This is a genomic window from Streptomyces colonosanans, assembly GCF_001866645.1.
GTDB lineage: Bacteria > Actinomycetota > Actinomycetes > Streptomycetales > Streptomycetaceae > Streptomyces > Streptomyces colonosanans.
In genome coordinates this window covers 197,836-223,090 of the sequence record NZ_MLYP01000006.1, presented here as the reverse complement: position 1 = coordinate 223,090, position 25,255 = coordinate 197,836, and the positions used below count along the sequence as shown (strand labels likewise).

The following is a 25,255-nucleotide window of genomic DNA, read 5'->3' as shown; positions in this document are numbered from 1 at the left end:
CGCCACCCCCGAGCTGATCTCCCCCCGCTCCCCCCGCGTCCTGGCCGCGCGGCGGCTGGCCAAGCGGAACTTCCGGGGGAAGGAGCGGCTGTTCCTCGCGGAGGGGCCGCAGGCCGTACGGGAGGCCGCCGGGCACCGGGCCGGCGGCACGGCCACCCTCGTCGAGCTGTTCGCCACCCCCGACGCCGCTGAGCGGTACGCCGACATCGTGGCCGAGGCACGAAGCGCGGGCGCCCGCCTCCACCTCGCGGCCGAGGAGGTGATCGCCGACATCTCCACGACCGTCACCCCGCAGGGCCTCGTCGGAATCTGCCGGTTCCTCGACACGCCCTTCGACGAGATCCTCGCGGCACGCCCCAAGCTCGTCGCCGTCCTCGCACACGTCCGCGACCCCGGGAACGCCGGGACCGTGCTGCGCTGTGCCGACGCCGCCGGGGCCGAAGCAGTCGTCCTCACCGACGCCTCGGTCGACCTCTACAACCCCAAGGCCGTCCGCGCCTCCGTCGGCTCCCTCTTCCACCTTCCCGTCGCCGTCGGCGTCCCTGTCGAGCGTGCCGTGGCCGGGCTCAAGGACGCCGGCGTCCGGATCCTGGCCGCCGACGGCGCGGGCGAGCACGACCTCGACGCCGAGCTCGACAAGGGCACCATGGGCGGGCCCACGGCCTGGGTGTTCGGCAACGAGGCCTGGGGTCTGCCGGAGGAGACGCGCGCGCTGGCCGACGCCGTCGTACGCGTGCCCATCCACGGGATGGCGGAGAGCCTGAACCTCGCGACCGCCGCCGCCGTATGCCTCTACGCGTCCGCCCGTGCACAGCGTGCCTCCGGTGGGTGCCGCTTCGTCACCCCCGGCTAGTAGGGTGGCGGGCTCGGGGGCCCTCCCACGCTCAGAGCTTTCCCCCACCTCTCGGCTCCGCTTCGGCGGGGGACCCTCATGAGCAGGGAGGCACCCACGCCGGACGAGAGGTGGGGTACGGGGATGAGGGTCGGCACGAGCAGGGCACCGGGAGCACGGGACGCGCGCCCCGCGCCCGCGTTCCGGCGCGGTGATCTCGCCGAACCCGGCATCGACCCGGACGAACTGCCCGACGGACTCGTGATCGCCGATGAGCACGGCCGGGTGATCTGCTTCAACGCCGAGGCCGAACGCATCACCGCCGTGCGCGCAGCCGACGCGCTCGGACAGTGGCTGGAGGAAGCCCTGCCGTTGGAGGATCTGGAGGGGCGGCGCTGGTGGCAGCTCACCGATCCGTACGGCGGGCTCACCATCCGTGTGCGGCAGCCCGAGCGCAATCTGCTGCTGCCCGGCGGGCGAGAGGTCCTCGTCTCGGCCCGATACCTCCGCACCTGGCCCACCGGGCCCATCCGCCGCGTCGTCGTCTGTCTTCGCGACACCGAGGCGCGGCGCCGCACCGAGCGCAGCCACGCCGAGCTGATCGCCACCGTGGCCCATGAGCTGCGCTCGCCCCTCACGTCCGTCAAGGGCTTCACGGCCACCCTGCTCGCCAAGTGGGAGCGCTTCACCGACGACCAGAAGCGGCTGATGCTGGAGACCGTCGACGCCGACGCCGACCGGGTCACACGGCTGATCGCCGAACTGCTGGACATCTCACGGATCGACTCCGGGCGGCTGGAGGTGCGCCGCCAGCCCGTCGACATCGGCGCGGCCGTCGGACGGCACATCCACGCGCACGTCACCGCGGGCCAGCCCGCCGACCGGTTCCTGCTGCGCATCGAACAGCCCCTGCCCTCGCTCTGGGCCGATCCCGACAAGATCGACCAGGTGCTCGGCAACCTCCTCGAAAATGCCGTGCGGCACGGCGGGGGAACCGTCACGATTGACGTCATGCCCTCGCCTTCCCCACGCGAAGGGGCGGACGGGGGGAACGAGGGGCACGAGGAGAACACCGCCACGTCGGTCACGGTGAGCGACGAGGGTCCCGGCATCCCGGAGGAATCCATGAACCGCGTCTTCACCCGCTTCTGGCGGGGCAGCAAACGCGGCGGCACGGGCCTCGGGCTCTATATCGTCAAGGGCATCGTCGAGGCCCACGGCGGCACCATCACGGTCGGACGCGCCCGCGGCGGCGGCGCCGAGTTCCGATTTACCCTGCCCGTGGGCACCCCGGCGCACCTGCAGTAAGAGCCGGTCGAGGACCCACGGGCGCGTTCCCTTAGCTCAGCCCCGTTAGACTCGGCCTTTGGCACCTTTGCGTCCCGAAGTCGGCGACGATATGTCATCGGACGAGTGACGGGGACCTTCAGCCAGCCAATCGGAAGCACGGGAAGAGATGTCGGCACCGAATAAGTCGTACGACCCTGTCGAGGTCGAGGCCTTGAAACCGGAAGAGATCGAGCGCATGCGGGACGAGGCGCTCGCCGCCTTCGCCGCCGCGGACTCTCTCGAAACCCTTCACGAGGCCAAGGTCGCGCACACCGGCCCGGCCTCGCCGCTGGCCCTCGCCAACCGCGAGATCGGCGCCCTGCCCCCGCACGCCAAGGCCGAGGCCGGCAAGCGCGTCGGCATGGCCCGCGGCGCCGTGAACAAGGCCCTCGCCGCCCGCCAGGCCGAGCTGGAGGCCGAGCGGGACGCCCGCGTGCTGGTCGAGGAGTCGGTGGATGTCACCCTGCCCTTCGACCGCGTGCCCGCCGGAGCCCGGCACCCGCTGACCACGTTCATGGAGCGGGTTGCGGACGTGTTCGTGTCCATGGGGTACGAGATCGCCGAGGGCCCCGAGGTCGAGGCGGAGTGGTTCAACTTCGACGCCCTGAACTTCACGCCCGACCACCCGGCCCGGCAGATGCAGGACACCTTCTTCGTCGAGGGCCCCAAGGGCGACCACGGCGAGTCCGGTGTGGTGCTGCGCACCCACACCTCGCCCGTGCAGGCCCGCTCCCTGCTCGACCGCGAGCCGCCCGTCTACGTCGTCTGCCCCGGCCGGGTGTACCGCACCGACGAGCTGGACGCCACGCACACCCCGGTCTTCCACCAGATCGAGCTGCTCGCCATCGACGAGGGCCTGACCATGGCGAACCTCAAGGGCACCTTGGACCACATGGTCCAGTCGCTCTTCGGCCCGGAGATGACGACCCGGCTGCGGCCGAACTACTTCCCCTTCACCGAGCCGTCCGCCGAGATGGACATGCTCTGCTACGTCTGCAAGGGCGAGTCCGTCGGCAACCCCGACCGGCCCTGCCGCACCTGCTCCAGCGAGGGCTGGATCGAGCTGGGCGGCTGCGGCATGGTCAACCCGCGGGTGCTGGTCGCCTGCGGTGTGGACCCGGAGAAGTACAGCGGATTCGCCTTCGGGTTCGGTATCGAGCGGATGCTGATGTTCCGCCACAACGTCGAAGACATGCGAGACATGGTCGAGGGTGACGTTCGGTTCACCCGGCCGTTCGGGATGGAGATCTGATGCGGGTCCCGCTTTCTTGGCTGCGGGAGTACGTCGACCTGCCGGCGACGGAGACCGGGCGCGACGTCCAGGCCAAGCTCATTTCGGTTGGTCTCGAGGTCGAGACGGTCGAGCAGCTCGGCGCCGACCTCAAGGGTCCGCTGGCCGTCGGCCAGGTGCTCACCATCGAGGAGCTGGACGGCTTCAAGAAGCCGATCCGCTTCTGCACGGTCGACGTCGGCCAGGCCAACGGCACGGGCGAGCCCCAGGAGATCGTCTGCGGCGCCCGTAACTTCTCCGTCGGCGACAAGGTCGTCGTGGTCCTGCCGGGCGCCGTGCTGCCCGGCGGCTTCGCGATCTCCGCCCGCAAGACGTACGGCAAGAAGTCGCACGGCATGATCTGCTCCAGCGACGAGCTGGGCATGGGCGACGACGGCAGCAAGGGCATCATCGTCCTGCCGCCGGAGTACGAGGTCGGCACCGACGCGATCGAGCTGCTGGAGCTGGTCGACGAGGTCCTCGACATCGCGGTCACCCCCGACCGCGGCTACTGCCTCTCGCTGCGCGGCATCGCCCGCGAGGCCGCCATCGCCTACGGCCTGCCGCTGCGCGACCCGGCGCTGCTCGACGTCCCGGCTCCGAACGCCTTCGGCTACCCGGTGAAGATCTCCGAACCGCTCGGCTGCGACCGCTTCACCGCCCGTACGGTCTCCGGCCTCGCCCCTGAGGCCCGCTCCCCGATCTGGCTGCAGCGCCGGCTGCAGAAGGCGGGCATGCGCCCGATCTCGCTCGCCGTCGACGTCACCAACTACGTGATGCTGGAGCTGGGCCAGCCCCTGCACGCGTACGACCGGTCCCGTATCCAGGGACCGATCGGCGTGCGCCGGGCCCAGCAGGGCGAGCAGCTCGGCACCCTCGACGGCGTCACGCGCAAGCTGGACGCCGAGGACCTCGTGATCACCGACGACCGCGGCCCCATCGGGCTGGCGGGCGTCATGGGCGGCGCCAACACGGAGATCGCGGACGACGACCACGAGGCCGGTGCCACCACCGACGTCGTGATCGAGGCCGCCCACTTCAACGCGGTCTCCATCGCGCGCACGGCCCGTCGCCACAAGCTGTCCTCCGAGGCGTCCCGCCGCTTCGAGCGCGGCGTCGACCCGCAGGCGGCCTCGGCCGCCGCCCAGCGCACCGTCGACCTGCTGGTGCTGCTCGCGGGTGGCACCGCCGACGCGGGCGTCACCGAGGTCATCGCGCCGTCCGCGCCGCGCACCATCACCATCCCGGCCGACCACCCGGACAAGGTGGCGGGCGTCGAGTACGGCCGCGAGACCGTCGTACGCAGGCTCCAGGAGGTCGGCTGCGACGTCTACGGGCAGGACGAACTGATCGTCACCGTCCCGTCCTGGCGGCCCGACCTGACCGACCCGAACGACCTGGCCGAGGAGGTCATCCGGCTGGAGGGCTACGAGAACCTGCCCTCCACGCTGCCGAAGCCCCCGGCCGGTCTCGGACTGACCGACCGGCAGCGGCTGCAGCGCCGCATCGGGCGTGCGCTGGCCGGCGCCGGCTATGTCGAGGCGCTGAACTACCCGTTCATCGGCGAGCAGATCTTCGACCAGCTCGGCCTGGCCGACGACGACCCGAACCGCAAGGTCGTCAAGCTGGTCAACCCGCTCTCCGACGAGGAGCCCGCTCTCCGTACGACGCTGCTGCCAGGCCTGCTCGGCGCGCTGCGCCGCAACGACGGCCGAGGCTCGCACGACCTCGCGCTCTTCGAGACCGGGCTGGTCTTCCAGCCGCGCGAGGAGCAGCGCACCGCCGCGCGTCTGCCCGTCGACCGCCGCCCGACCGACGAGGAGATCGCGTCCCTCACGGCGGCGCTCCCGGAGCAGCCGCGGCACGCCGCGGTCGTCCTCGCGGGCGCCCGCGAGCAGACCGGCTGGTGGGGCAAGGGCCGCCCGGCCGACTGGGCCGACGCCGTCGAGGCCGCTCGTACCGTCGCCCGTGAGGTGGGCGCCGAGCTCATCGTCCGCAAGGGCCAGTACGGTCCGTGGCACCCCGGCCGCTGCGCCGAGCTGGCCGTGGCGATCGACGGGACCGAGCAGGTCATCGGGTACGCGGGCGAGCTGCACCCCGGCGTCGTGAAGACCCTGGGCCTGCCCGCGCGCACCTGCGCGATGGAGCTGGACCTGGACGCGCTGGAGCAGGCGGGCACCGGCCTGGTCAAGGGCCCGCGGATCTCCACCTTCCCCGTCGCCACCCAGGACGTCGCGCTGGTCGTCGACAACACGGTGCCGCACGCGGACGTCGAGGCCGCGCTGCGCGAGGGCGCCGGCGAACTGCTGGAGTCCCTCCGGCTGTTCGACGTCTACGAGAGCGAGCAGCTCGGCGAGGGGAGGAAGTCGCTGGCGTACGCGCTGCGCTTCCGCGCTCCCGACCGCACGCTGACCGTCGACGAGGCCTCCGCGGCCCGCGATGCGGCAGTGGCGCTGGCCACTGAGCGCACGGGAGCCGAACTGCGGAGCTGACGCCGCTCCTTGACGTGTCGCGCAGAACCCCGCGCCCCTTGCCAGGGCCGCGGGGTTCTGCGCGACAGGCGCACCCGACGAACCACCTGTACCGACCCGGCGCCCCGGTGGAGCGCCGTCGCCGACACGCCGTCCGCCCCGCCACGGAGTGCCGGGCAGGCAGCCGGGCGGACGGCGCGGACGCGGGCCGCCGCACTGTACGAGGGGGAGCCGACGGCCCGGTCGGCCTCTTGCGAGGCCTCTCAGTCAACCGGCCCCGAACTCGCCGCGACAGCGCACGCACCACCCGGATTCGCGCATTCGGTTCACACCCCGTGTGAACCGGGACGCACTACGCTGTCCGCAACGAGCCACCGGGGGCCACCCATGCAACCCAACACACTGCTCGACGCGATTCTCGACGAGGCCGGGATCTCCCACGCGGGACTCGCCGCACACGTCAACCAGGCGGGGCGAGCGCGCGGACTCACGCTGAGATACGAACACACCGCCGTGGCACGGTGGTTGAAGGGTCAGCGCCCGCGCGGCCAGGTGCCCGACGTGATCTGCGAGGTGCTCGCCGCCCGGCTGCACCGCCCGGTGACCCTCGACGACATCGGTCTCGGCGTCCCCGGTGAACCGGCCAGCTTGCACGGCTCGAGTCTGTCCGGCTTCGTCGAACGGGCAACCGCCCTGTGGCGCTCCGACGAACAGCAACGCCCGCATGTCCTGGGCGCCCCGGCCGTCACCGGCACGCCCGCCGTCATGCCGGTGTGGGAGTGGGAGAACCCGCCCGAGGACGTGGACGTCTCCCGTGGTGGCCGGCACCGCGTCACCCCAGCCGACATAGAGATGCTGCGCGCCGCCCGAGCCCACTACGAGCAGATGTACCGCAAGGCAGGCGGCATCGCGACCCGCAGCCGTATCGTCGGCTTCCTCAACTCCGAGACGGCGCCCCTGCTGCGCGGCTGCTACACCGACGCCCTGGGCCGCCAACTGCACCGGGCCACCGGCGGACTGGTGGCGGTCGTCGGCATCTGCGCCTACGACTCGGACGCCCATGGCCTCGCCCAGCGCTACTTCCACCAGGCCCTGCGTCTGGCAAAGGCCAGCGGAGACCGGGGACTTGGCGCGTATGTGATCGCCCTGCTGGTCAACCAGTCGCTGTTCATGAAGGAGTACCGGCAGGCCGTCGCGTTCGCCGAAGCCGCGCTGCGCACCGCGGGCAGGCACACCACCCCGGCGCTCGCCTCCGATCTGTACGCGATGCAGGCGAAGGCGTACGCGCACCTCGGTGATGCCACGAGCGCACTGTCCTGCATCCGGCAGGCCGAGACGGCCGCCGAGCGTATCCGGCGCGGCCACGAACCGGACGAGACCGGCTACGTCCAGCCCGGACTCGTCAACGTCCAGGTCGCGGAGGCGCTGCTCAGCCTCGGGGACCTGGTGGCCGCGGGGGAACACGCCGCGGCCGCCGTCGACACGCCCGCGCACGATCGCGGCCGGGTGCACCGGCTCGCCATACTCAGCCAGATCGAACTGCGCCAGGGCAACGCCGACAAGGCGGCGGCCACCGCGGTCGAGATGACGGAGCGGGCGCGGGGGGTGGAGTCCATGCGGCTGCGCGACAGACTTCGGGCGGTGCGCGAACACCTCGTGCGCAGCGGCTGTGCCGGCACGGCGGAGGCGGCCGAACTCATCGACGGGGCACTGCGCGTACCGCTTTGACGTGCTCCCTGGCCTAGAGTCCGGGGATTCCGGCCTGGGTCGGCTGACCCGTCCGGGGGCTTCCTGCTTCACTGCGCTGTGCCGGGACTTTCGTCCTGGTCTTACCGGCGCTCCACGAGGCGTTTAGCGTCTCCGCCCGTCCGGCGGCGACGATACGGCGTCCTTCGAACAGGACGTTGCGTGCTGCGTTGTGGTCGCGGTCGTGCACGGTGCCGCACTCGCCGCACGTCCACTCCCGGACGTGCAGGGGCTTGGGGCCGTCCCTGAATCCGCAGGCCGAGCAGACCTGAGAGGACGGGAAGGCACGGTTCACCTTGGCGAAGGTGCGGCCGTGCTTGACGGCCTTGTACTCCAGCATGCCGACGAACGCGGACCATCCCGCGTCGTGCACGGACTTGGCGAGCCGGGTGCGGCCGAGGCCGGACACCGCGAGGTCTTCCACGTACACCGCATGGTTGTCGCGAATGATCTGTGTGGATACCTTGTGGTGCCAGTCCCGGCGCCGGCCCGCCACCTTGGCGTGCTGGCGTGCGACCTTGATGCGGGCCTTGGCCCGGTTCTTCGACCCTTTGGCCTTGCGGGACAGCTCCCGCTGAAGGCGCTTGAGTTTCTTCTCGGCCCGGCGCAGGAAGCGGGGGCTGTCGATTTTCCGGCCGTCGGACAGGACGGCGAAGGCGGACAGGCCGAGGTCGAGACCGGCGTCGGCCTCTCGCTCGGGGAGGATGTCCGGGTCGGTGTCCACGACGAAGCTGAGGAAGTACCGGCCGCAGCTGTCCTTGGTGACGGTCAGGGACGTGGGCGCGGCCGGAAGCCGGCGGGACCACTTGACCTTGAGGTTGCCGACCTTGGCCACGTACACCGTGCCGTTGTCCTTCAGGGAGAAGGCGTTGGTGTTGAGGCGGATCGACTGCCGGGTGTCCTTCTTCGATTTGTAGCGGGGAGGGCCGACCTTGCGGCCCTGCCGTTTGCCCGTGAGCGAGTCGAAGAAGTTCTTGTAGGCGGTGTCCAGGTCCCGCAGAGACTGTTGCAGGACGACCGCTGACACGTCGGCGAGCCAGGCCCGTTCCTCGGTGTGCTTGGCCTGAGTGATGCGAAGCCGGGACAACTCCGCCGACTTCACATACGGCAACCCCGCAGCGTGTGCTTCCTTGCGGTCGCGCAGGCAGTCGTTCCACACCACGCGGGCGCACCCGAACGCGCGCGCCAGCGCACTGCGCTGGGTGGCGTCCGGGTAGGCCCGGTAGTTGTAGCGGAGCTGCACACTCAAGAACCTACTGCGATTGGCCTCATGGGGTGACATAAACGACTATAGGCGTGACAGGCGTATCGTTTCGGCGATGCACGTGCACTTGGTCTTCGTGACAAAGTGCCCGCGCGGGGTGTTCAACGACGAGATGCTGACACGCTGCGAAGAGATCATGCGCAAGGTGTGCGAGGACTTCGAAGCGGAACTGAAGGAGTTCAACGGCGAACGCGATCACGTCCACCTCCTGATCAACTACCCGCCCAAGGCCGCCGTCTCAAAGCTGGTCAACAGCCTCAAGAGCGTCTCCGCCCGCCCGGATACGGCTGGGGGCACCTCCCGGCCGAAGGCTGGGGGAGAGTTCACCGCCCGCATCAACCACGCCATCATGCACGGCCACCTGCAGTTGCCCTCGTACTTCTCCGCATCCTGCGGCGGAGCACCGTTGTCCATCATCCGCACATACGTCGAGCAACAACAACGTCCGCTGTGACCCGCGGATCAGAGCAATCCAGAGATGCGTTCATCCCCGGCGTGAACACCGGGGCCTTCTGCAAGAGACCTGGTAACCACCGCCTCACCCACTACCAAAGAGCCGCGCGCCTCCATCGGTGCGCGATGACTGCGCCCGTGCCTGCGCCGATTGCGCGCCGCCGTGAGCCTTCTGAGTCGACGCTCCCGCTGCCTGAGTGGGCGGTCCTGCTGCGATATTGCCACTCACTCAGCGGAAGGTGGCATTACCGTGCAGTGGACGAAACACAGCGAACAGACTGTGTACGAAAATCGCTGGTTCAGCGTCAATCTCGCAGATGTCGCGTTGCCGGACGGCCGGCATCTCGACCACTTCCTCATACGGCTGCGGCCCGTCGCGGTGGCCACGGTCGTGAACGAGGCCAACGAGGTGCTGCTGTTGTGGCGGCACCGCTTCATCACCGACAGCTGGGGGTGGGAACTGGCGGCGGGCGTCGTCGAGGACGGCGAGGACATCGCCGCCGCGGCGGCCCGTGAACTGGAGGAGGAGACCGGCTGGCGGCCGGGGCCCCTACGGCATCTCATGAGTGTCGAGCCGTCCAACGGGCTCACCGACGCCCGGCACCACGTCTACTGGGCCGACGAGGGCGAGTACATCGGGCATCCCGTGGACGACTTCGAGTCGGATCGCCGGGAATGGGTCTCCCTCAAGCTCGTCCCCGACCTGGTCGCCCGCGGAGAGGTCCCGGCCGCCAACATGGCAGCCGCGCTGCTGCTGTTGCACCACCTCAGGATCGGGCAGGACATCCATCCCTGATCCCTGCCCTGGGGCCTGTGTGAAGTTCGGGTTCCGCACAGGCCCTGGGACGCTAGTGCCCCAGGGCCTGCCATATGGTCACGGCGAGCGCGCCCACGGACGTGAGGGCCGCGACCGCGGGCAGCGGCCAGCGGGTGTGTTCCAGGGCGACGATCCGCACACTCAGATCGTCCAGATCCTTGGCTGTTTCTTCGGCACGATGACTGAGCAGAGCCAGTCCTCCCTCGACATGGGCGTTCCCCACATCGAGGCGGCGGCGTAACTCTGCGAGTTCCCCATGGATGACAGGATGCTCGGGGTGGGCGGGCACGAGTCCGTTCCTTTCCGTAGTCGTCATATCCCTTGCGGGCGCATGGAGAGTCAACTCGCCTGGTTGGCGCGTGGGGAGAGTGCGCAAGGGGCATATGCGAGTCCGGCGCGCACACGGTGTGTGAATGAAGCGAGCCCGGCACCGGAGACGGTGCCGGGCTCGCAGTGACCCGAAAGTGACAGTCCGTAACCAGATGTAGGCGCAGGAGCACAAGGTGATCACCTGGGGGAGGGCTCCGGTGTCAGTTCTTCCTTGCCGATTCGTACGTCCGACTTGTAGATCCACACGGCGCTGTCGTGGATGTCGTAGCGGTAGGGAGGGTTACTCGCCTCATAACCGTCGCTGGTCCGCTCGGCAGGCATCGCGATGCCCGGCTCGCGTTGATCGCTGAACTCGCCGAAGTAGTACAGCTTGCCTCCACCGGTGCGGCACAGTGTGATCTGATTGTTCCTTGTGCGGAAGGCCTCGACCAGCTCCGCACCGTCACCCGATGGCAGCTTGTCGGCGATGCGCGTTGGGCAGGGTGCGGCAGTGCTCGGGCTCGTGTCCGAGCCGTCCGGCGTGCTGGAGCCGGAGTCAAGCGCACTGATGCAGCTCCGGCCGGCCATGAGGAGCACGATGCCCATGACGAGGGTGCCCAAGCAGCTCACGCAGCCGTTGCTCTTCTTCTTCGCCGGAGCCGGTGGCGGTGACCAGCGCGGTCCGGGAGCCGGGGGCGGCGGAGGGACTGGGCGCGGGGCGGTCGGGGTGTAGCCGGTTGCGGCGGTGGGCGGCGGGTGGAAGAGACTCTCGGGGCGAGGGCTGGAGGCCATGCGCGTGGAGCCCGTGGAGCTGGCGGGCGACGGCCGTTTCGGGGCGGTCTTCTTGCCCGACGAGCCCGACGAGCCCGATGAGGGAGTGGTCTTCTTCGGGGTCGGTCTCTTGGGCCCCGGCTTCGCCGAGCCGCCCGAAGCGGGCTTTGCCGATTTGGCCGGCGGCTTCTTCGCCGCTGGTCTGGCCGCGGGCTTTGTCGCCGCCTTCCAGCCGGTGCCGCAGACAAAGCAGGATGCATCCGATTCAAGGTTGTTCGTGTCGCATTTGGTGCAGCGCCAGTCCGCGGCCGGCCTGGCCGGTGACGGTCGTTTGGCCGCCGGTCGCGGAGCGCTCTTGCGGGGCCGGGGCGCGGCAGGAGCGGAGGCGGGGGCACGCCGGGTGCTGCCGCAGATCGTGCAGGCCTTCTCCGCGGGCTTGTTGAAGGTGTCGCAGTCCGCGCAGCGCCAGTTTGCCGTTGCCGCCACCCCTGTAGTGCCTTTCTTTGTTACGCGGGCCGGGAGTCCCCGACTCAGTCGGCGTCGTTCTTGATCCGGTCCATGACTTCGTCGAAGAGCTCCTCGGAGGCGGTGCCCGTGGGCGCCAGGACCCAGCCGTCCGACCCCGTCGGGACCCGGACGAGTTCGGCTCTCTCGTCCTCGTCGGCCTGCTGGTCCAGCACGCCGTGCTCGCGCCGCAGCCACTGGATCAGCTGCTCGGCGCCCTGGACCTGGGCGGCCGGGACGCTGACCCGTACCACGATCAGGTCGGTCGCATCGGGCGGTGCGCTCTTGAACCGGAACACCAACTGGCACGATTCGTCACCCGACTTGGGGCGCAGGGAGGCCTCGACGCAGCGTTCGGCCTTGACGTGCAAGTCCGCAGCGCCGGGCCAGCGCAGCCCCAGGATCCCCTCGTTGCAGGAGAGCTGGAATCCGGGCCACTCCAGTGGCAGGATCACAGGCTGTTCGCGATCGTCTCGATGATCTCGTCCATCTCGAACTCCTCGAGGCCCTCGCCCGCCTTGGACTCGAAGTGCAAGGTGAGGTCCCACTCCTCGGAGATCGGGTCCTTCCACGGCTCCTGGTCCGGCGCGAACAGCACGAGCCGCTTGGCCGACTGCTCCATGACAGCGGTCTGGCTGCGGGCGTACCCCCACTGTTCGAAGAGGTCGTCGATGTTGCGCGGGATGTTCGTCGGGTACGTCTGCTCGGAGGCGCCCACGGTGCCGAGCGGGTGGGCAGGGGCGTCCGTGAACATCACGATGACGTGGCGCCTGCGGTCCAGCCCCGTCTCCCAGGGGGAGTTGATGGCGAGGGCGAGCGCTTCGAGGCCCGACTCCGGGATGTCACCGCCGCCGCCCGCGTCAATGCCGCGAACGAACCGTTCGAAGTCCTTGGCCTGGTCGGGCAGGCGCAGGAAGCCGGTCTGCTCGATCGCCGTTGCCGGATCGTCACCGAAGTCCCGGAACGCGATGGTCTTCAGGCGCAGTTGGCTGATCGCCTTGCCCTTCTTCGCCATCACGTCGTTGAGCCGGTCGTGGAACTGCAGCGCGCTCGACTTCACGTTGTCGAGGACGGGGAACATGCTGCCAGTCGCATCGATGCAGAGCACGATGTCGACGGCGTACTGCAGATTTCCCTGGTACTGGTCGTTGACGGGGTTCATGTACGACTCCTGGTTCACGGTGCGTTGCGGTCCCGGCCGCGGTCGCCCAGGTTGATGCGTACGCGGGAGGACCGGGGAGCGGGCCGGGTGGCCGGGTTCGGTGCGATGTCCGGGGGCGCGAGCGTTGGTGCGGGCTCGGTCGACGCGGGGGCGGGGCTGCCCGTGTGCGGCTTGAAGTTGGCGCGGACCCGGCTGGTGCGCGGGCGCGGCGCCGAACTCTCCTCGGCGGGCGACTTCTTCGGTGCCGCAGTGCCGGGACGGCGGTGCTGGAGTGCGCACACCTTCGGGTCCGACAGGGCTTTGAGATACGTCGCCAGGCGTTCCAGGCCTGCCACTACGCCACGCTCGCCCGCGAGCTGCCCGCCCTGATCATCGGCGTCGGGCAGACAGCACACAGCGCCCCCATCGGCGCACAGTCCGAAGCCCAGGCAGTACTGTCCCGCGTCTACCAACTGGTGACGTCGTACCTGCACAAGTACGGGGAGGCGACCGCGATCCAGGCCGCCCTCGCCGCAGACCGCGCGCTCGTCGCCGCGGAGCGGTCCGGCGATCCGGTCCAGATCGGGGCCGCTGCCCGGAGGGTGACGAAGAGCCTGGTGTACCAGCAGCGGCCGGAGACGGCCGTGGAGTTCGCCATCACCGCTGTGCGCCGACTCGAAGACGGACTCGTCGAGCAGGGGACGCTCGGGCTGTCCACCCTCGGCATGCTGTATTTGGCGGCTGCCTTCGCCGCGTCATCGCAGGAACGCACCACTGCGCGGGTGCGGGCGGCCACGGACTTCGTGGACGAGGCCGCAGATGTCGCCAAGCGGCAGGGACGAGATCTCAACGAGGACTGGACGATGTTCGGCCCGACCAACGTCGGGCTGCACCGGGTGAACATGCTGATCCGCTTTGAGGACGGCTGGTCGGCGCTCGAAGCCGCCGACGAGTTGAGTCAGCAAGCGCTCGCCGGGATGACCCGGGAGCGGCAGGCTGGTCACCACGTCGCGATGGCACGCGCTTCGCTCCTGACACGGCGCAAGGACAACGCGGCGAAAGAACTCCTGGAGGCTGACAAGCTGGCGCCCGAAGAGGTACGGGACAGACCTGACACAGTGAACCTGGTCAAGGACGTCGTCGGAGTAACGGCCAGTCCCGGGGGCGAGTTGCGTGCGCTGGCTGAACGTTGTGGACTCCGCGCATGACGACTCCAGTGCTGTACCTGATTGCTTGCGCTGCAGGGCCCACCCAGTACATCGACGACGGCGTGCGCGCCGCTCAAGCCGACGGGTGGGACGTCTGCCTGATCCTCACCCCGTCTGCGGCGAACTGGTGGGAGCCGCGCATGCAGGAGCTCGTCGAGTTGACCGGGTATCCGGTGCGGTCGCGTTACAAGCTGCCTTGGGAGAAGGACGTCTTGCCGAGGGCGGATGCGATGCTGGTAGCGCCGATGTCGTGCACCACGCTGAACAAGTGGGGCGCAGGCATCTCGGACACCGTGGCGATCGGCATTCCGTCGGAGGCGGTGCACATGGGCGTGCCCGTCGTGACGATGCCGTACTTCAACCAGGCGCAGGGCGCGCAGCCAGCGGTGGCGCGGTCGATCGCTGCGTTGCGCGAGCAGGGCGTCCTTGTGCTCGACGGACCGGACGGCTACGCATCGCACCCTCCGAAGCAGGGGAATCCGAAGGCGTTCCCTTGGGGAAAGGCGCTTGCTGGCATGCGTGGCCTGGCCAGCGCCTCACCGCAGGACTCCCTGAGAGTCTCAACGATCACAGAGGGCCGCCCCCCGGATCACGGATAGCGGCCCTCAACGCCGTGCTGGTGGTGCCCGTCGGCTCCGTCAGCGGACGGCGTCTACGCAGGTCACTGATAGGTGTAGAACCCCGACCCCGACTTCCGGCCGAGCCGGCCCGCCTCCACCATGCGCTGCAGCAGCGGGGGAGCGGCGTACAGGGGCTCCTTGTACTCCTCGTACATCGACTCGGCGATCGAGACGATGGTGTCCAGGCCGATCAGGTCGGCGAGCTTCAGCGGGCCCATCGGGTGGGCGCACCCCAGCTCCATGCCGTTGTCGATGTCCTCGCGGCCCGCGATGCCCGACTCGAACATGCGGACGGCGGACAGCAGATAGGGCACGAGCAGGGCGTTGACCACGAAGCCCGAGCGGTCCTGGGCGCGGATCGCGTGCTTGCCGAGCGCCTTCTCGGCGAACAGCTGGGCCCGGCTGAGGGTGCCCTCGGAGGTGGTGAGCGCCGGGATCAGCTCGACGAGCTTCTGCACGGGGGCCGGGTTGAAGAAGTGGATACCGACCACATGGTCCGGCCGCGAGGTGGCGACCGCGAGCTTCACCAGCGGGATGGAGGAGGTGTTGGAGGCGAGGATGGCGTCCGGCCGAGTCACCACCTGGTCGAGGACCTGGAAGATCTCCGTCTTGACCTGCTCGTTCTCCACGACGGCCTCGATCACCAGGTCGCGGTCCGCGAACTCGCCGAGGTCGGTGGTGAAGCGCAGGCGCTCCTGCGTCGCCTGGCGCTCCTCCTCGGAGATCTTGCCGCGCTCGGCCGCCTTGGACAGCGAGTTGAACAGGCGGGTCCGGCCGATCTCCAGGGCTTCGCCGGTGGTCTCGGCGACCTTCACATCCAGTCCGGCGCGGGCGCACACCTCCGCGATGCCCGCTCCCATCTGGCCGCAGCCCACCACTCCGACGCGCTCGATGTCGGTCACATCGTCCCTTTCGCTGATCTACGGCTGTGGCAGGACCTCCGTGGTACGGCGCCTGCTCCGATCGTGCACGTTACCCCCAATTACCGATGATCGATCGTCCGGGTTCAGTGCATGCTGGGGACGCGGAAACGATCCGTGACGACATGGATCCACAGCGTAGGGAGCGTGCGGATGGGGCGGCTGTCGCGTCGGGCCTTCGCGGTGGCCGGGCTGTCGGTGCTCGCGACAGGGGCGGCGGCCCGCGGCGGCCCCCGCTCGACCGCCGAGATGCGGGGCATGTGGCTGGCGACCGTGGTGAACCGCGACTGGCCCTCCCGCTCCAGACTGCCGGCGTCCGTGCAGCGCACCGAGTTGCGCGCCCACCTCGACATGGCCGTACGGCGCGGGCTGAACACCGTGTTCCTCCAGGTCCGCCCCACGGCCGATGCGCTGTGGCCCTCGCCGTACGAGCCGTGGTCCCAGTACCTCACCGGCACCCAGGGAAAGGACCCCGGCTGGGACCCGCTCGGAACGGCCGTCGCGGAGGCGCACGCTCGGGGGCTCGAGCTGCACGCCTGGTTCAATCCGTTTCGGGTCGCCCTCCACGCCGACCCGAAACGGCTCGCCGCCTCGCACCCCGCCCGCGATCACCCCGACTGGCTCGTGGCCTATGGCGGCAAGCTCTACTACAACCCCGGGCTGCCGCAGGTACGGGCCTTCGTCGAGGACGCGATCCTCGACGCCGTACGCCGTTACCCGGTCGATGGCGTTCATTTCGACGACTACTTCTACCCGTATCCGGTCGCGGGCGAGACCTTCGATGACGCCGCGGCGTACGCGGCCCACGGCGGCACTTTCCCGAACCGGGCCGCATGGCGCCGGAACAACATCGACCTCCTGGTCCGGGAGACCGCGGTCCGCATCCGGGAGCTGAGGCCCGAGGCCCGGTTCGGGATCAGCCCCTTCGGGGTGTGGCGCGACGCCGCGACGGACTTTCGCGGCTCGGACACCCGGACCGGGGTGCAGGCCTACGACGACCTGTACGCGGACACCAGGAAGTGGGTGAGGTCCGGCTGGCTGGACTACATCTGCCCGCAGATCTACTGGAACATCGGCTTCGGCGCGGCCGACTACGCGAAGCTCGTCCCCTGGTGGGCCGGGGTCACCCGGGGCACCGGAGTGCAGTTGTACGTGGGTGAGGCGCTGTACAAGGCGGGTGACCCGGCCCAGCCCGCCGCCTGGAAGGACCCGGCGGAGCTGTCCCGGCACCTCACCCTCGCCAGACGTCATCCGCAGGTGCACGGGCACGTCTTCTTCGCCGCCAAGGAGGTGGCGACGGATCCTGTCGGTGCGATGGCACGGGTGGTCGCCGACCACTACAGGCGGTCGGCGAAACCCCCGCGCCGAGTCCGGTGGCCGTGTCCGCTGCCCGGTCGTCTACTTTCCGATCGGCTACTTTCCGATCGGCCGGGAGACGTCCTTGTGGCGGATCTCGGTGTCGGGTCCCGGTGAGCACACCGCCTCGTGCCCGTCCTGGAAGCGGACGCGGTAGGGGGGAGTGCCCTCCGCACCCATCACCTCGACGATCTCGGCGACCTTGTCGTGCTGCCCGACGACCCTGCCGTGCTGCACCAGCTTGTCGCCCACAGTTGCGCGCATCTGATGGGCCTCCTCGTCACGTGCGGGAGTATCGGTCCGTGGCCGCAGGCCTGCGGCCGGGGCGCCGGTCGACCCGGCCCGTGCGCCCTGCCCCGGTCAGCTCCGCGCCCGCTGTGTGACTGCGATGCAGACCAGGACGGCAGAGGCTGTGAGTGGTACGGCCGGGGTGAGGTGCTCGCCGAGGAGCAGTACCGACCACACCAGTGTGAGCAGCGGCTGGGCCAGCTGCAACTGGCTGGCCTTCGGGATCCCGATCGTCGCCATGCCCCGGTACCAGACGACCAGCCCGAGGAACTGCGATCCGGCCGCCACCCACAGCAGTCCGGCCACACCGTGCATCGTGGGGTGGACCGGCTCGTACGACAGCGCCACGAGCGCCCCGGGCACGGTGAGCGGCAGGCACAACACCAAAGCCCAGCCGATGACCTGCCAGCCGGGCATGATCCGGGCCAGCCGGCCGCCCTCGGTGTAACCGGCCGCGCACACCAGCAGTGCGCCGAAGAGGTAGGTGTCCGCGCCGGTCAGCGCGCCGCCGCTCTGCTGCACGGTGAACGCGATGACGGCGGCGGCGCCGGTGACGGCGGCGCCCCAGAACGTGCGGGAGGGGCGGGCGCCCATGCGCAGGGCCGAGAAGAAGGCCGTGGTGAGCGGGAGCAGTCCGACGACCACGGCGGCATGCGCGGTGGTCGAGGTCTGCAGGGCGAGCGTGGTCAACAGGGGGAAGCCGAGCACGACCCCCGCTGCGACGACCGCGAGTCCCGCCCAGTGGCCTCGTGCGGGCACAGGCACCCGCAGCGCGAGCAGACACCCGCCCGCGATGACCGCGGCCAGTGTGCTGCGCGCCGCCACGAGCGACCAGGGCCCGAAGCTTTCGAGTCCCCAGGCTGTGGCGGGAAACGTGAGAGAGAAGGCGACGACCCCGAGGGTGGCCTGGAGGGTGCCGGCCCGGCTCGGACCTCCGGCCGCGCCCGTGCGATTCGGCGCCGCGCCTCGGCCGGTACCGGCTTCCGGGGGCGCGGCCGTGATCACGGCCCCGGCCGTGGTGACCGCTATCGAGGTGTCTGCAGTAGCGCTATCCTGTGCTCTCATGCAAGAGCGTAGCAGTGTCGCAGATCTGGCGCAGCGGTTGCGATTGGAGCTGAAGCGCTACTCTCCCGGTGAGAAGCTGCCGTCCAGTCGTGTGCTGGTCGAGCGGTTCCGGGTGAGCCCGGTGACCGTGTCACGGGCGCTGGCGCAGCTGGCCGCGGAGGGGCTCGTGGTCACCCGACCCGGGGCCGGGGCGTTCCGCGCCGAGCCGCGTGCGGTGGCCCAGGCCGTGGGGGACACCGCCTGGCAGGAGGTCGCGCTCAGCGCGGAGGCCTCCGCCGAGGTCGTGCCGCGCACTGTCGACTCCTCCGGTGTGCTGGCCTCCCTGGCCGCTCCGCCCGCCGGGGTCGTCGAGTTGAATGGGGGCTATCTGCACCCGTCGCTGCAGCCCGAGCGCGCGATGGGTGCCGCGCTGTCGCGTGCCGGGCGCCGCCCCGGTGTCTGGGCGAGGCCGCCCGTCGAGGGGGCCGCCGAGCTTCGCGCGTGGTTCGCGCGAGGCATCGGCGGCGCGATCACCGCGGCCGACGTGCTGATCACGGCCGGCGGCCAGTCCGCGCTGACCACCGCGCTGCGGGCCCTGGCGCCACCGGGTGCCCCGGTCCTGGTCGAGTCGCCCACCTACCCCGGCATGCTGGCGATCGCCCGCGCGGCAGGCCTCAGGCCCGTGCCCGTGCCGGTCGACGTGGACGGGGTGAAACCCTCCCTGCTCGCCGACGCGTTCCGGGCGACCGGTGCGCGCGTCGTCGTCTGCCAGCCACTGTTCCAGAACCCGACTGGCGCCGTTCTCGCGCCCGAGCGTCGGCGCGAGGTGCTGCGTATCGCGCGCGAGGCCGGGGCGTTCGTGATCGAGGACGACTTCGCGCGGCGCCTGGTGCACGAGGAGGCCGGGCCGCTGCCGCCGCCGCTCGCCGCCGAGGATCCCGACGGCGTCGTCGTGCACGTCTGCTCGCTCACCAAGGCGACCTCGCCCAGTTTCCGGATCGGTGCCCTGGCCGCCCGCGGTCCTGTCCTGGAGCGGCTGCGCGCCATCCAGATCGTCGACACCTTCTTCGTGCCCCGCCCCCTGCAGGAGGCTGCGCTCGAACTCGTCGGCTCGCCCGCCTGGCCCCGTCATCTGCGTGCCGTCTCCGCCGAGTTGGGGCACCGCCGCGACACGATGACCGCAGCTCTGCGCCTGCACCTGCCCGAACTCGCCCTGCCGCACGTCCCGTACGGCGGCTACCACCTCTGGGTGCGCCTGCCCGACGGCGGCGACGAGTCCGCCCTCGTCGCGGGCGCCCTGCGGGCGGGCGTGGCAGTCGCCCCCGGCCGGCCCTATTTCAGTGCCGAACCCCCCGCCGCCCATCTGCGCCTGAGCTTTGCGGGCGTCGCGGGGGCGGGAGAGATCCTGGAGGGTGTACGCCGCCTGCGCACCGCATTCGACGAGATGCCGCGCCCCCGTTAGGCCGGCGGTACCGGCCCACGGACGGATTCCCGAACGGCTCGACAGCACGGTTTCGGCCTGGGAGCCTCCTGCCATGACTGACACGTCCCGCTTCCCCGAGGGCTATGAGTTCTCCACCGACATGGCCCGCATCGATGTCGACCGCACCCATCACTGGCTCGCGACCGACGCGTACTGGGCGATGGACCGTCCCCGCGACAAACACGAGCGCGCGGTGGCGAACTCCCTCAACTTCGGGGTGTACGAGACGGCTTCGGGCGACCAGGTGGCGTACGCGCGCGTGGTGACCGACCAGGAGCTGTTCGCCTGGCTCTGCGACGTCTACGTCGACCGGTCGGTGCGCGGCAAGGGGATCGGCACCGCGCTGGTCGGCGCGGTCCGCGACCACCTCGCCCCGCTCGGGCTGCGGCGCATCCTGCTGGCCACGAGCGACGCGCACGGCGTGTACGCCAAGTTCGGCTTCGAGCCGCTCGATGCCCCGGACGACTGGATGGTGCTGCGGTTCGACCGGCAGGGAGGGGCCGGTGCGTAAACCCGCCGACACTTTCGGTAAATCCTGAGCGGCGCCTCGTCGGTGGTAAGGGCGGCGCTGGTGTACGCGCTGAGGGCGCGGCCGTCGACGTACTGGAACATCGACGTCCGCCCCCTGTCCACGGTCACGCTCGCCGGGCGGCCCGGACGCTGGAACCTCCGTCTGGAGACCGCGTCACCGCAGCGCGCCTGACGGCCGGTGCCCGCGCTCGCAGTCGGCGCTCAGAACGTCCCGTGCGGGTCCGGCGACCCGCCACACCGTGCGCCTGGCAGGACCCGGTGCAACCGAGTACGGGCGGCGCGGGCGCATGCGGCGCGCACAAGGGGTGGTGCAGCCGTAGGCCGTCTTCCCGCAGCACCAGTGCGCATAATGATCTCCTACATTGCATAAACGTGCAGAGAATCGTATAGTCATGCCATCGGAGGAGGATTCCATGGCGGTACATGCGGCGGTGGCCGGAGCGAGCGGGTACGCGGGCGGGGAACTGCTGCGTCTGTTGCTCGGGCATCCCGAGGTCGAGATCGGCACCCTGACGGGCAACTCCAATGCGGGGCGGCTGCTCGGCGCGTTGCAGCCGCATCTGCTGCCCCTCGCCGACCGTGTGCTGGAGGAGACCTCCGCGAAGGCCCTCGCCGGGCACGACGTCGTCTTCCTGGCCCTGCCCCACGGGCAGTCCGCCGCCGTCGCCGAGCAGCTCGGCCCCGATGTGCTCGTGATCGACATGGGTGCCGACTTCCGGCTGAAGGACCCGGCCGACTGGGAGCGGTTCTACGGTTCCCCGCACGCCGGGACCTGGCCCTACGGCCTGCCCGAGCTGCCAGGTGCCCGTGGAGCGCTGGAGGGGGCCAAGCGCATCGCGGTGCCCGGCTGCTACCCGACCGCGGCCTCGCTCGCACTCTTCCCGGCGTACGCCGCGGGCCTGGCCGAGAACGAGGCCGTGATCGTCGCCGCCTCCGGCACCTCCGGGGCGGGCAAGGCGCCCAAGCCCCATCTGCTCGGCTCCGAGGTCATGGGCTCCATGTCCCCGTACGGCGTCGGCGGCGGCCACCGCCACACCCCCGAGATGATCCAGAACCTCAGCGCGGCCGCCCGCGAGAGCGTCACCGTCTCCTTCACCCCCACCCTCGCGCCGATGGCCCGCGGCATCCTCGCCACATGCAGCGCGAAGGCGAAGCCCGGTGCCACCGCCGAGTCGGTCCGCGTCGCCTACGAGAAGGCCTTCGCCGACGAGCCCTTCGTCCACCTTCTCCCCGAGGGGCAGTGGCCCGCCACCGCGTCCGTCCACGGATCCAACGCCGTTCAGGTGCAGGTCGCCTACGACGCCGCCGCGCACCGCGTCATCGCGATCAGCGCCATCGACAATCTGACCAAGGGCACCGCGGGCGGTGCCGTCCAGAGCATGAACATCGCCCTCGGACTCGACGAGACCACCGGGCTGTCAACGATCGGAGTCGCTCCGTGACAGACGCGCGTGCAGCCACCGGACCGCAGACCGCCGGGGGCGCCTCCCAGGCCGCCACGGCACCAGAAGAGAAGGCCGCGCCTCTGCACTGCACGGGCGGAGAAGCAATCAAGGAGATGCAGTGAGTGTCACGGCAGCGAAGGGGTTCACGGCGGCCGGCATCGCCGCCGGAATCAAGCAGAGCGGCAACCCGGACCTGGCCCTGGTGGTCAACAACGGGCCCCGCCGAGCCGCCGCGGGCGTCTTCACCTCCAACCGCGTGAAGGCCGCGCCGGTGCTGTGGTCCGAGCAGGTTCTCAAGGGCGGCCAGGTCTCCGCCGTCGTCCTCAACTCCGGTGGCGCGAACGCCTGTACCGGACCCAAGGGCTTCCAGGACACCCACGCCACCGCCGAGAAGGCCGCGGACGTCCTGGGGCTGGGCGCGGGCGAGGTCGCCGTCTGCTCCACCGGCCTCATCGGCGAGCTTCTCCCGATGGACAAGCTGCTCCCGGGGATCGAGACCGCGGCCGCCGCCCTGAGCGAGCACGGCGGCGAGAAGGCCGCCATCGCCATCAAGACCACCGACACCGTCCACAAGACGTCCGTCGTCACCTGCGGGTCCCCCGGGACGGAGTCTGGGGGAGGCTGGACCCTCGGCGGCATGGCCAAGGGAGCAGGCATGCTCGCGCCGGGCCTCGCCACCATGCTCGTCGTGCTCACCACCGACGCCGACGTCGACAGCGGGACGCTGGACGCGGCCCTGCGCTCCGCCACCAGGGTCACCTTCGACCGCGTCGACTCCGACGGCTGCATGTCCACCAACGACACCGTGCTGCTCCTGTCCTCGGGAGCCGCAGGCATCACCCCCGGACACGAGGAGTTCACCGAGGCCGTACGGACCGTGTGCGCCGACCTGGCCCGGCAGCTCATCGGTGACGCCGAGGGCGCCAGCAAGGACATCAAGGTCGAGGTGATCAACGCGGCGACCGAGGTGGACGCCGTCGAGGTGGGCCGCTGCATCGCCCGCAACAACCTCCTCAAGTGCGCCATACACGGCGAGGACCCCAACTGGGGCCGCGTCCTGTCAGCCATCGGCACCACGCAGGCCGCCTTCGAGCCCGACCAGCTCGACGTCGCCATCAACGGCGTCTGGGTCTGCAAGAACGGCGGTGTGGGTGACGACCGCGCACTTGTCGACATGCGCTACCGCGAGGTGCACATCGTCGCCGACCTCGCCGCCGGCTCCGCGACCGCCACCATCTGGACCAACGACCTCACCGCCGACTACGTCCACGAGAACAGCGCGTATTCCTCATGAGCGACCCGATCACCAAGTCCAGCACCACGCGGAAGCACACCGCCCTGCCCAAGGCCCGGATTCTCGTCGAGGCGCTGCCCTGGCTGACCCGCCACCACGGGAAGACGGTCGTCATCAAGTTCGGCGGAAACGCCATGGTGAACGAGGAGCTGAAGGCCGCCTTCGCGCAGGACGTCGTCTTCCTGCGGCACGCGGGCCTCAGGCCGGTCGTCGTGCACGGCGGCGGCCCCCAGATCAGCGCCGCCCTCGACAAGCACGGCATCGCCAGCGAGTTCAAGGCGGGCCTGCGGGTCACCACCGAGGACGCCATGGACGTCGTCCGCATGGTGCTCGCCGGGCAGGTGCAGCGCGAGCTGGTCGGGCTGCTCAACCAGCACGGTCCGCTCGCCGTCGGTATCACCGGCGAGGACGCGCACACCATCACCGCCACCAAGCACTGGCCCGAGATCGACGGCGAGCGCGTCGACATCGGGCGGGTGGGCGAGATCACCGTGATCGACACGGGTGCGCTCGAGGCGCTGCTCGCCGACGGCCGTATCCCGGTCGTGTCATCTATCGCCCGGAGCCAGGACGACGGACATGTCTACAACGTCAATGCTGATACGGCGGCTGCGGCACTCGCTGCGGCGCTGGGGGCCGAAACCCTCATGGTCCTCACGGACGTCGAGGGCCTCTACGAGGACTGGCCCGACTCCGACGAGGTGATCAGCCGCCTCACCGCTTCCCAGCTGGAGGAGCTGCTTCCGGAGCTGTCTGCCGGCATGGTGCCGAAGATGGAGGGCTGCCTGCACGCCGTGCGCAACGGCGTCAGCACCGCCCGTGTCATCGACGGCCGGGTCCAGCACTCGATCCTGCTGGAGATCTTCACCGACGAAGGCATCGGCACCATGGTCGTGCCCGACGCGGTCGAGCACGGGAACGGCGAATCCGAAGGGAACAAGGGGGGCGCGCAATGACCGCCAACGAGGAGCTCACCCAGCGGTGGCAGGGCGCGCTCATGAACAACTACGGCACCCCGCGACTGCCCCTCGTCCGCGGTGAGGGCGCGCGGCTGTGGGACGCCGACGGCAAGGAGTACATCGACTTCGTCGCAGGCATCGCGGTCAACGCGCTCGGCCACGCCCACCCCGCGGTCGTCGAGGCCGTCAGCAGGCAGATCGCCTCCCTCGGCCATGTCTCCAACCTGTTCATCGCCGAACCGCCCGTCGCGCTCGCCGAACGGCTGCTCCAGCTCTTCGGCCGGGACGGCAAGGTCTACTTCTGCAACTCCGGGGCCGAGGCCAACGAGGGCGCCTTCAAGATCGGCCGGCTCACGGGGCGGACCCATATGGTCGCCGCCCAGGGCGGCTTCCACGGCCGCACCATGGGTGCCCTCGCGCTCACCGGCCAGCCCGGCAAGCAGGAGCCGTTCCTGCCGCTGCCCGGCGAGGTCACGCACGTCCCCTACGGCGACGCCCAGGCCCTGGCCGCCGCGGTCACCGAGGAGACCGCCCTCGTCGTCATCGAGCCGATCCAGGGCGAGAACGGCGTCGTCGTCCCGCCTGCCGGTTACCTCAAGGCGGCCCGTGCGATCACCGCCGCCACCGGGGCGCTGCTCGTCCTCGACGAGGTACAGACCGGAATCGGCCGTACCGGGCACTGGTTCGAGTACCAGGCCCACGAGGGCGTTCTGCCCGACATCGTCAGCCTTGCCAAGGGCCTCGGCGGCGGACTGCCGCTCGGCGCGACCGTCGCCTTCGGCAGGGCCGCCGAGCTCCTGGGGCCCGGCCAGCACGGCACGACCTTCGGCGGCAACCCGATCGCCTGCGCCGCCGGGCTCGCCGTCCTCCACACCATCGAGGCCGAGGGCCTGCTGGAGAATGTCAAACGGCAGAGCGGAAAGCTGCGGGACGGAATCGAGTCGCTGGGCCACCCGTTGGTCGACTATGTCAGAGGCTCGGGCCTCCTCCTGGGTATCGTGCTCACCGAGCCGCTCGCGCAGCAGGCGCAGCAGGCGGCCGAGGACGCCGGCTTCCTGGTGAACGCGCCCGCCCCGAACGTCGTACGGCTGATGCCGCCGCTGAACCTCGGTGACGAGGACGCGGACGCGTTCGTGCGGGCCCTGCCCGGCATTCTTGACGCAGTGAACGGGGACGGACGATCCGGAGAATGAGACGACG

At 70.3% G+C, this 25,255-nt stretch carries 28 protein-coding genes and 1 pseudogene; 20 read left to right on the top strand and 9 right to left on the bottom strand.

The genetic code is table 11. The features are described 5' to 3' along the window. The 5 genes from BIV24_RS02945 to BIV24_RS02925 form a co-directional block, all read left to right on the top strand. A partial coding sequence (locus tag BIV24_RS02945) for a TrmH family RNA methyltransferase (RefSeq protein WP_071364524.1) occupies positions 1 to 853 on the top strand: 853 nt, incomplete at its 5' end. Positions 854 to 976: 123 nt separating this feature from the next. Continuing rightward, a complete protein-coding gene (locus BIV24_RS02940; RefSeq protein ID WP_071364523.1) occupies positions 977 to 2,140 on the top strand; it encodes a sensor histidine kinase in 1,164 nt (387 codons plus the stop codon). A gap of 148 nt (positions 2,141 to 2,288) precedes the next feature. Next, positions 2,289 to 3,413, top strand: coding sequence for a phenylalanine--tRNA ligase subunit alpha (gene pheS / locus BIV24_RS02935; protein WP_071364522.1), 1,125 nt, complete (start codon positions 2,289 to 2,291; stop codon positions 3,411 to 3,413). Further along, positions 3,413 to 5,923, top strand: coding sequence for a phenylalanine--tRNA ligase subunit beta (gene pheT / locus BIV24_RS02930; protein ID WP_071364521.1), 2,511 nt, complete (start codon positions 3,413 to 3,415; stop codon positions 5,921 to 5,923). The genes pheS and pheT overlap by 1 nt, the downstream gene beginning before the upstream one ends. Positions 5,924 to 6,289: 366 nt before the next feature. Beyond that, entirely contained in the window at positions 6,290 to 7,630 is a 1,341-nt protein-coding gene (locus BIV24_RS02925; protein ID WP_071364520.1) for an NsdA family TPR-like regulatory protein, read from the top strand. A 13-nt stretch (positions 7,631 to 7,643) separates the two neighbouring features. Here BIV24_RS02925 and BIV24_RS02920 read toward each other — a convergent pair whose 3' ends face one another. Then, positions 7,644 to 8,891 carry an RNA-guided endonuclease InsQ/TnpB family protein gene (locus tag BIV24_RS02920; protein WP_071364519.1) on the bottom strand — a complete coding sequence of 416 codons (1,248 nt, stop codon included), beginning with the start codon at positions 8,889 to 8,891 and terminating at the stop codon, positions 7,644 to 7,646. 19 nt (positions 8,892 to 8,910) lie between these two features. Here BIV24_RS02920 and tnpA point away from each other — a divergent pair, with 19 nt between their 5' ends. Beyond that, entirely contained in the window at positions 8,911 to 9,366 is a 456-nt protein-coding gene (tnpA, locus tag BIV24_RS02915) for an IS200/IS605 family transposase (RefSeq protein WP_281247678.1), read from the top strand. 249 nt (positions 9,367 to 9,615) lie between these two features. Continuing rightward, a complete protein-coding gene (locus BIV24_RS02910; RefSeq protein WP_071364517.1) occupies positions 9,616 to 10,161 on the top strand; it encodes an NUDIX domain-containing protein in 546 nt (181 codons plus the stop codon). Positions 10,162 to 10,213: 52 nt separating this feature from the next. Here BIV24_RS02910 and BIV24_RS31175 read toward each other — a convergent pair whose 3' ends face one another. Beyond that, positions 10,214 to 10,471: a hypothetical protein gene (locus BIV24_RS31175; RefSeq protein ID WP_079167961.1), complete on the bottom strand. Its 258-nt coding sequence runs from the start codon at positions 10,469 to 10,471 to the stop codon at positions 10,214 to 10,216. Positions 10,472 to 10,689: 218 nt separating this feature from the next. After that, on the bottom strand, positions 10,690 to 11,097 hold the full coding sequence (locus tag BIV24_RS02905; protein WP_071364516.1) for a hypothetical protein: 408 nt from the start codon (positions 11,095 to 11,097) through the stop codon (positions 10,690 to 10,692). Between BIV24_RS02905 and BIV24_RS35935 the strand changes: the two genes are divergently transcribed. After that, positions 11,096 to 11,224 carry a hypothetical protein gene (locus BIV24_RS35935; protein WP_281247677.1) on the top strand — a complete coding sequence of 43 codons (129 nt, stop codon included), beginning with the start codon at positions 11,096 to 11,098 and terminating at the stop codon, positions 11,222 to 11,224. The genes BIV24_RS02905 and BIV24_RS35935 overlap by 2 nt on opposite strands. A 57-nt stretch (positions 11,225 to 11,281) precedes the next feature. Then, complete coding sequence (locus tag BIV24_RS02900) at positions 11,282 to 11,812, top strand: hypothetical protein (RefSeq protein WP_071364515.1); 531 nt, start codon at positions 11,282 to 11,284, stop codon at positions 11,810 to 11,812. On the opposite strand, the gene BIV24_RS02895 is transcribed toward BIV24_RS02900, so the two are convergent. Genes BIV24_RS02895 through BIV24_RS02885 form a run of 3 tightly spaced genes read right to left on the bottom strand, consistent with a single transcriptional unit; the run spans position 11,793 to position 13,209 of the window. Beyond that, complete coding sequence (locus BIV24_RS02895) at positions 11,793 to 12,221, bottom strand: hypothetical protein (protein ID WP_071364514.1); 429 nt, start codon at positions 12,219 to 12,221, stop codon at positions 11,793 to 11,795. The two genes, BIV24_RS02900 and BIV24_RS02895, sit on opposite strands and share 20 nt — an antisense overlap. Further along, positions 12,218 to 12,928, bottom strand: a complete 711-nt coding sequence (locus BIV24_RS02890; RefSeq protein WP_071364539.1) for a vWA domain-containing protein — start codon at positions 12,926 to 12,928, stop codon at positions 12,218 to 12,220. Before BIV24_RS02890 ends, BIV24_RS02895 begins: the two co-directional genes overlap by 4 nt. A gap of 14 nt (positions 12,929 to 12,942) precedes the next feature. After that, positions 12,943 to 13,209, bottom strand: a complete 267-nt coding sequence (locus BIV24_RS02885) for a hypothetical protein (RefSeq protein WP_071364513.1) — start codon at positions 13,207 to 13,209, stop codon at positions 12,943 to 12,945. Between BIV24_RS02885 and BIV24_RS02880 the strand changes: the two genes are divergently transcribed. Both BIV24_RS02880 and BIV24_RS02875 read left to right on the top strand, forming a co-directional pair. Next, positions 13,192 to 14,115: a hypothetical protein gene (locus BIV24_RS02880; RefSeq protein WP_071364512.1), complete on the top strand. Its 924-nt coding sequence runs from the start codon at positions 13,192 to 13,194 to the stop codon at positions 14,113 to 14,115. The genes BIV24_RS02885 and BIV24_RS02880 overlap by 18 nt on opposite strands. Beyond that, positions 14,112 to 14,714 carry a flavoprotein gene (locus tag BIV24_RS02875; RefSeq protein ID WP_071364511.1) on the top strand — a complete coding sequence of 201 codons (603 nt, stop codon included), beginning with the start codon at positions 14,112 to 14,114 and terminating at the stop codon, positions 14,712 to 14,714. Before BIV24_RS02880 ends, BIV24_RS02875 begins: the two co-directional genes overlap by 4 nt. A gap of 62 nt (positions 14,715 to 14,776) precedes the next feature. Here BIV24_RS02875 and BIV24_RS02870 read toward each other — a convergent pair whose 3' ends face one another. After that, positions 14,777 to 15,637 (bottom strand): 3-hydroxybutyryl-CoA dehydrogenase, encoded by an 861-nt coding sequence (locus BIV24_RS02870; RefSeq protein ID WP_071364510.1) that lies wholly within the window; start codon positions 15,635 to 15,637, stop codon positions 14,777 to 14,779. A 171-nt stretch (positions 15,638 to 15,808) separates the two neighbouring features. Here BIV24_RS02870 and BIV24_RS02865 point away from each other — a divergent pair, with 171 nt between their 5' ends. Beyond that, positions 15,809 to 17,128, top strand: a complete 1,320-nt coding sequence (locus BIV24_RS02865) for a glycoside hydrolase family 10-like protein (RefSeq protein ID WP_079167960.1) — start codon at positions 15,809 to 15,811, stop codon at positions 17,126 to 17,128. Here the strand turns inward: BIV24_RS02865 and BIV24_RS02860 are convergent. Both BIV24_RS02860 and BIV24_RS02855 read right to left on the bottom strand, forming a co-directional pair. Next, the gene (locus tag BIV24_RS02860; RefSeq protein WP_071364509.1) at positions 17,069 to 17,275 is read right to left on the bottom strand and encodes a DUF1918 domain-containing protein; all 207 of its coding nucleotides are present in this window, start codon (positions 17,273 to 17,275) and stop codon (positions 17,069 to 17,071) included. The two genes, BIV24_RS02865 and BIV24_RS02860, sit on opposite strands and share 60 nt — an antisense overlap. Before the next feature lie 96 nt (positions 17,276 to 17,371). After that, positions 17,372 to 18,364 carry a DMT family transporter gene (locus BIV24_RS02855; protein WP_071364508.1) on the bottom strand — a complete coding sequence of 331 codons (993 nt, stop codon included), beginning with the start codon at positions 18,362 to 18,364 and terminating at the stop codon, positions 17,372 to 17,374. Here BIV24_RS02855 and BIV24_RS02850 point away from each other — a divergent pair. The 8 genes and pseudogenes from BIV24_RS02850 (at position 18,363) to BIV24_RS02825 (ending at position 25,248) form a co-directional block, all read left to right on the top strand. Next, positions 18,363 to 19,805, top strand: coding sequence for an aminotransferase-like domain-containing protein (locus tag BIV24_RS02850; protein WP_071364507.1), 1,443 nt, complete (start codon positions 18,363 to 18,365; stop codon positions 19,803 to 19,805). The genes BIV24_RS02855 and BIV24_RS02850 overlap by 2 nt on opposite strands. Before the next feature lie 73 nt (positions 19,806 to 19,878). Continuing rightward, complete coding sequence (locus BIV24_RS02845) at positions 19,879 to 20,337, top strand: GNAT family N-acetyltransferase (RefSeq protein WP_071364506.1); 459 nt, start codon at positions 19,879 to 19,881, stop codon at positions 20,335 to 20,337. Between the two features lie 39 nt (positions 20,338 to 20,376). Next, positions 20,377 to 20,529 (top strand): annotated as a pseudogene (locus BIV24_RS31170) (histidine phosphatase family protein); the annotation flags it as partial. Between the two features lie 241 nt (positions 20,530 to 20,770). Then, complete coding sequence (gene argC / locus BIV24_RS02840; protein WP_071364505.1) at positions 20,771 to 21,799, top strand: N-acetyl-gamma-glutamyl-phosphate reductase; 1,029 nt, start codon at positions 20,771 to 20,773, stop codon at positions 21,797 to 21,799. Beyond that, a complete protein-coding gene (locus BIV24_RS35930) occupies positions 21,796 to 21,924 on the top strand; it encodes a hypothetical protein (RefSeq protein WP_281247675.1) in 129 nt (42 codons plus the stop codon). Before argC ends, BIV24_RS35930 begins: the two co-directional genes overlap by 4 nt. Further along, entirely contained in the window at positions 21,921 to 23,096 is a 1,176-nt protein-coding gene (argJ, locus tag BIV24_RS02835; protein WP_071364504.1) for a bifunctional glutamate N-acetyltransferase/amino-acid acetyltransferase ArgJ, read from the top strand. Before BIV24_RS35930 ends, argJ begins: the two co-directional genes overlap by 4 nt. Next, on the top strand, positions 23,093 to 24,052 hold the full coding sequence (argB, locus tag BIV24_RS02830) for an acetylglutamate kinase (protein ID WP_071364503.1): 960 nt from the start codon (positions 23,093 to 23,095) through the stop codon (positions 24,050 to 24,052). Before argJ ends, argB begins: the two co-directional genes overlap by 4 nt. Then, a complete protein-coding gene (locus BIV24_RS02825; RefSeq protein WP_071364502.1) occupies positions 24,049 to 25,248 on the top strand; it encodes an acetylornithine transaminase in 1,200 nt (399 codons plus the stop codon). Before argB ends, BIV24_RS02825 begins: the two co-directional genes overlap by 4 nt. Positions 25,249 to 25,255 lie beyond the last annotated feature (7 nt).

Coding starts and splice junctions, on each gene's coding strand:
- BIV24_RS02940 (WP_071364523.1), top strand. CDS start 977: ATGAGGGTCGGCACGAGCAGGGCACCGGGAGCACGGGACGCGCGCCCC.
- pheS (WP_071364522.1), top strand. CDS start 2,289: ATGTCGGCACCGAATAAGTCGTACGACCCTGTCGAGGTCGAGGCCTTG.
- pheT (WP_071364521.1), top strand. CDS start 3,413: ATGCGGGTCCCGCTTTCTTGGCTGCGGGAGTACGTCGACCTGCCGGCG.
- BIV24_RS02925 (WP_071364520.1), top strand. CDS start 6,290: ATGCAACCCAACACACTGCTCGACGCGATTCTCGACGAGGCCGGGATC.
- BIV24_RS35935 (WP_281247677.1), top strand. CDS start 11,096: ATGACGAGGGTGCCCAAGCAGCTCACGCAGCCGTTGCTCTTCTTCTTC.
- BIV24_RS02905 (WP_071364516.1), bottom strand. CDS start 11,097: ATGGGCATCGTGCTCCTCATGGCCGGCCGGAGCTGCATCAGTGCGCTT.
- BIV24_RS02900 (WP_071364515.1), top strand. CDS start 11,282: ATGCGCGTGGAGCCCGTGGAGCTGGCGGGCGACGGCCGTTTCGGGGCG.
- BIV24_RS02890 (WP_071364539.1), bottom strand. CDS start 12,928: ATGAACCCCGTCAACGACCAGTACCAGGGAAATCTGCAGTACGCCGTC.
- BIV24_RS02875 (WP_071364511.1), top strand. CDS start 14,112: ATGACGACTCCAGTGCTGTACCTGATTGCTTGCGCTGCAGGGCCCACC.
- BIV24_RS02865 (WP_079167960.1), top strand. CDS start 15,809: ATGGGGCGGCTGTCGCGTCGGGCCTTCGCGGTGGCCGGGCTGTCGGTG.
- BIV24_RS02860 (WP_071364509.1), bottom strand. CDS start 17,275: ATGCGCGCAACTGTGGGCGACAAGCTGGTGCAGCACGGCAGGGTCGTC.
- BIV24_RS02850 (WP_071364507.1), top strand. CDS start 18,363: ATGCAAGAGCGTAGCAGTGTCGCAGATCTGGCGCAGCGGTTGCGATTG.
- BIV24_RS02855 (WP_071364508.1), bottom strand. CDS start 18,364: ATGAGAGCACAGGATAGCGCTACTGCAGACACCTCGATAGCGGTCACC.
- BIV24_RS02845 (WP_071364506.1), top strand. CDS start 19,879: ATGACTGACACGTCCCGCTTCCCCGAGGGCTATGAGTTCTCCACCGAC.
- argC (WP_071364505.1), top strand. CDS start 20,771: ATGGCGGTACATGCGGCGGTGGCCGGAGCGAGCGGGTACGCGGGCGGG.
- argB (WP_071364503.1), top strand. CDS start 23,093: ATGAGCGACCCGATCACCAAGTCCAGCACCACGCGGAAGCACACCGCC.
- BIV24_RS02825 (WP_071364502.1), top strand. CDS start 24,049: ATGACCGCCAACGAGGAGCTCACCCAGCGGTGGCAGGGCGCGCTCATG.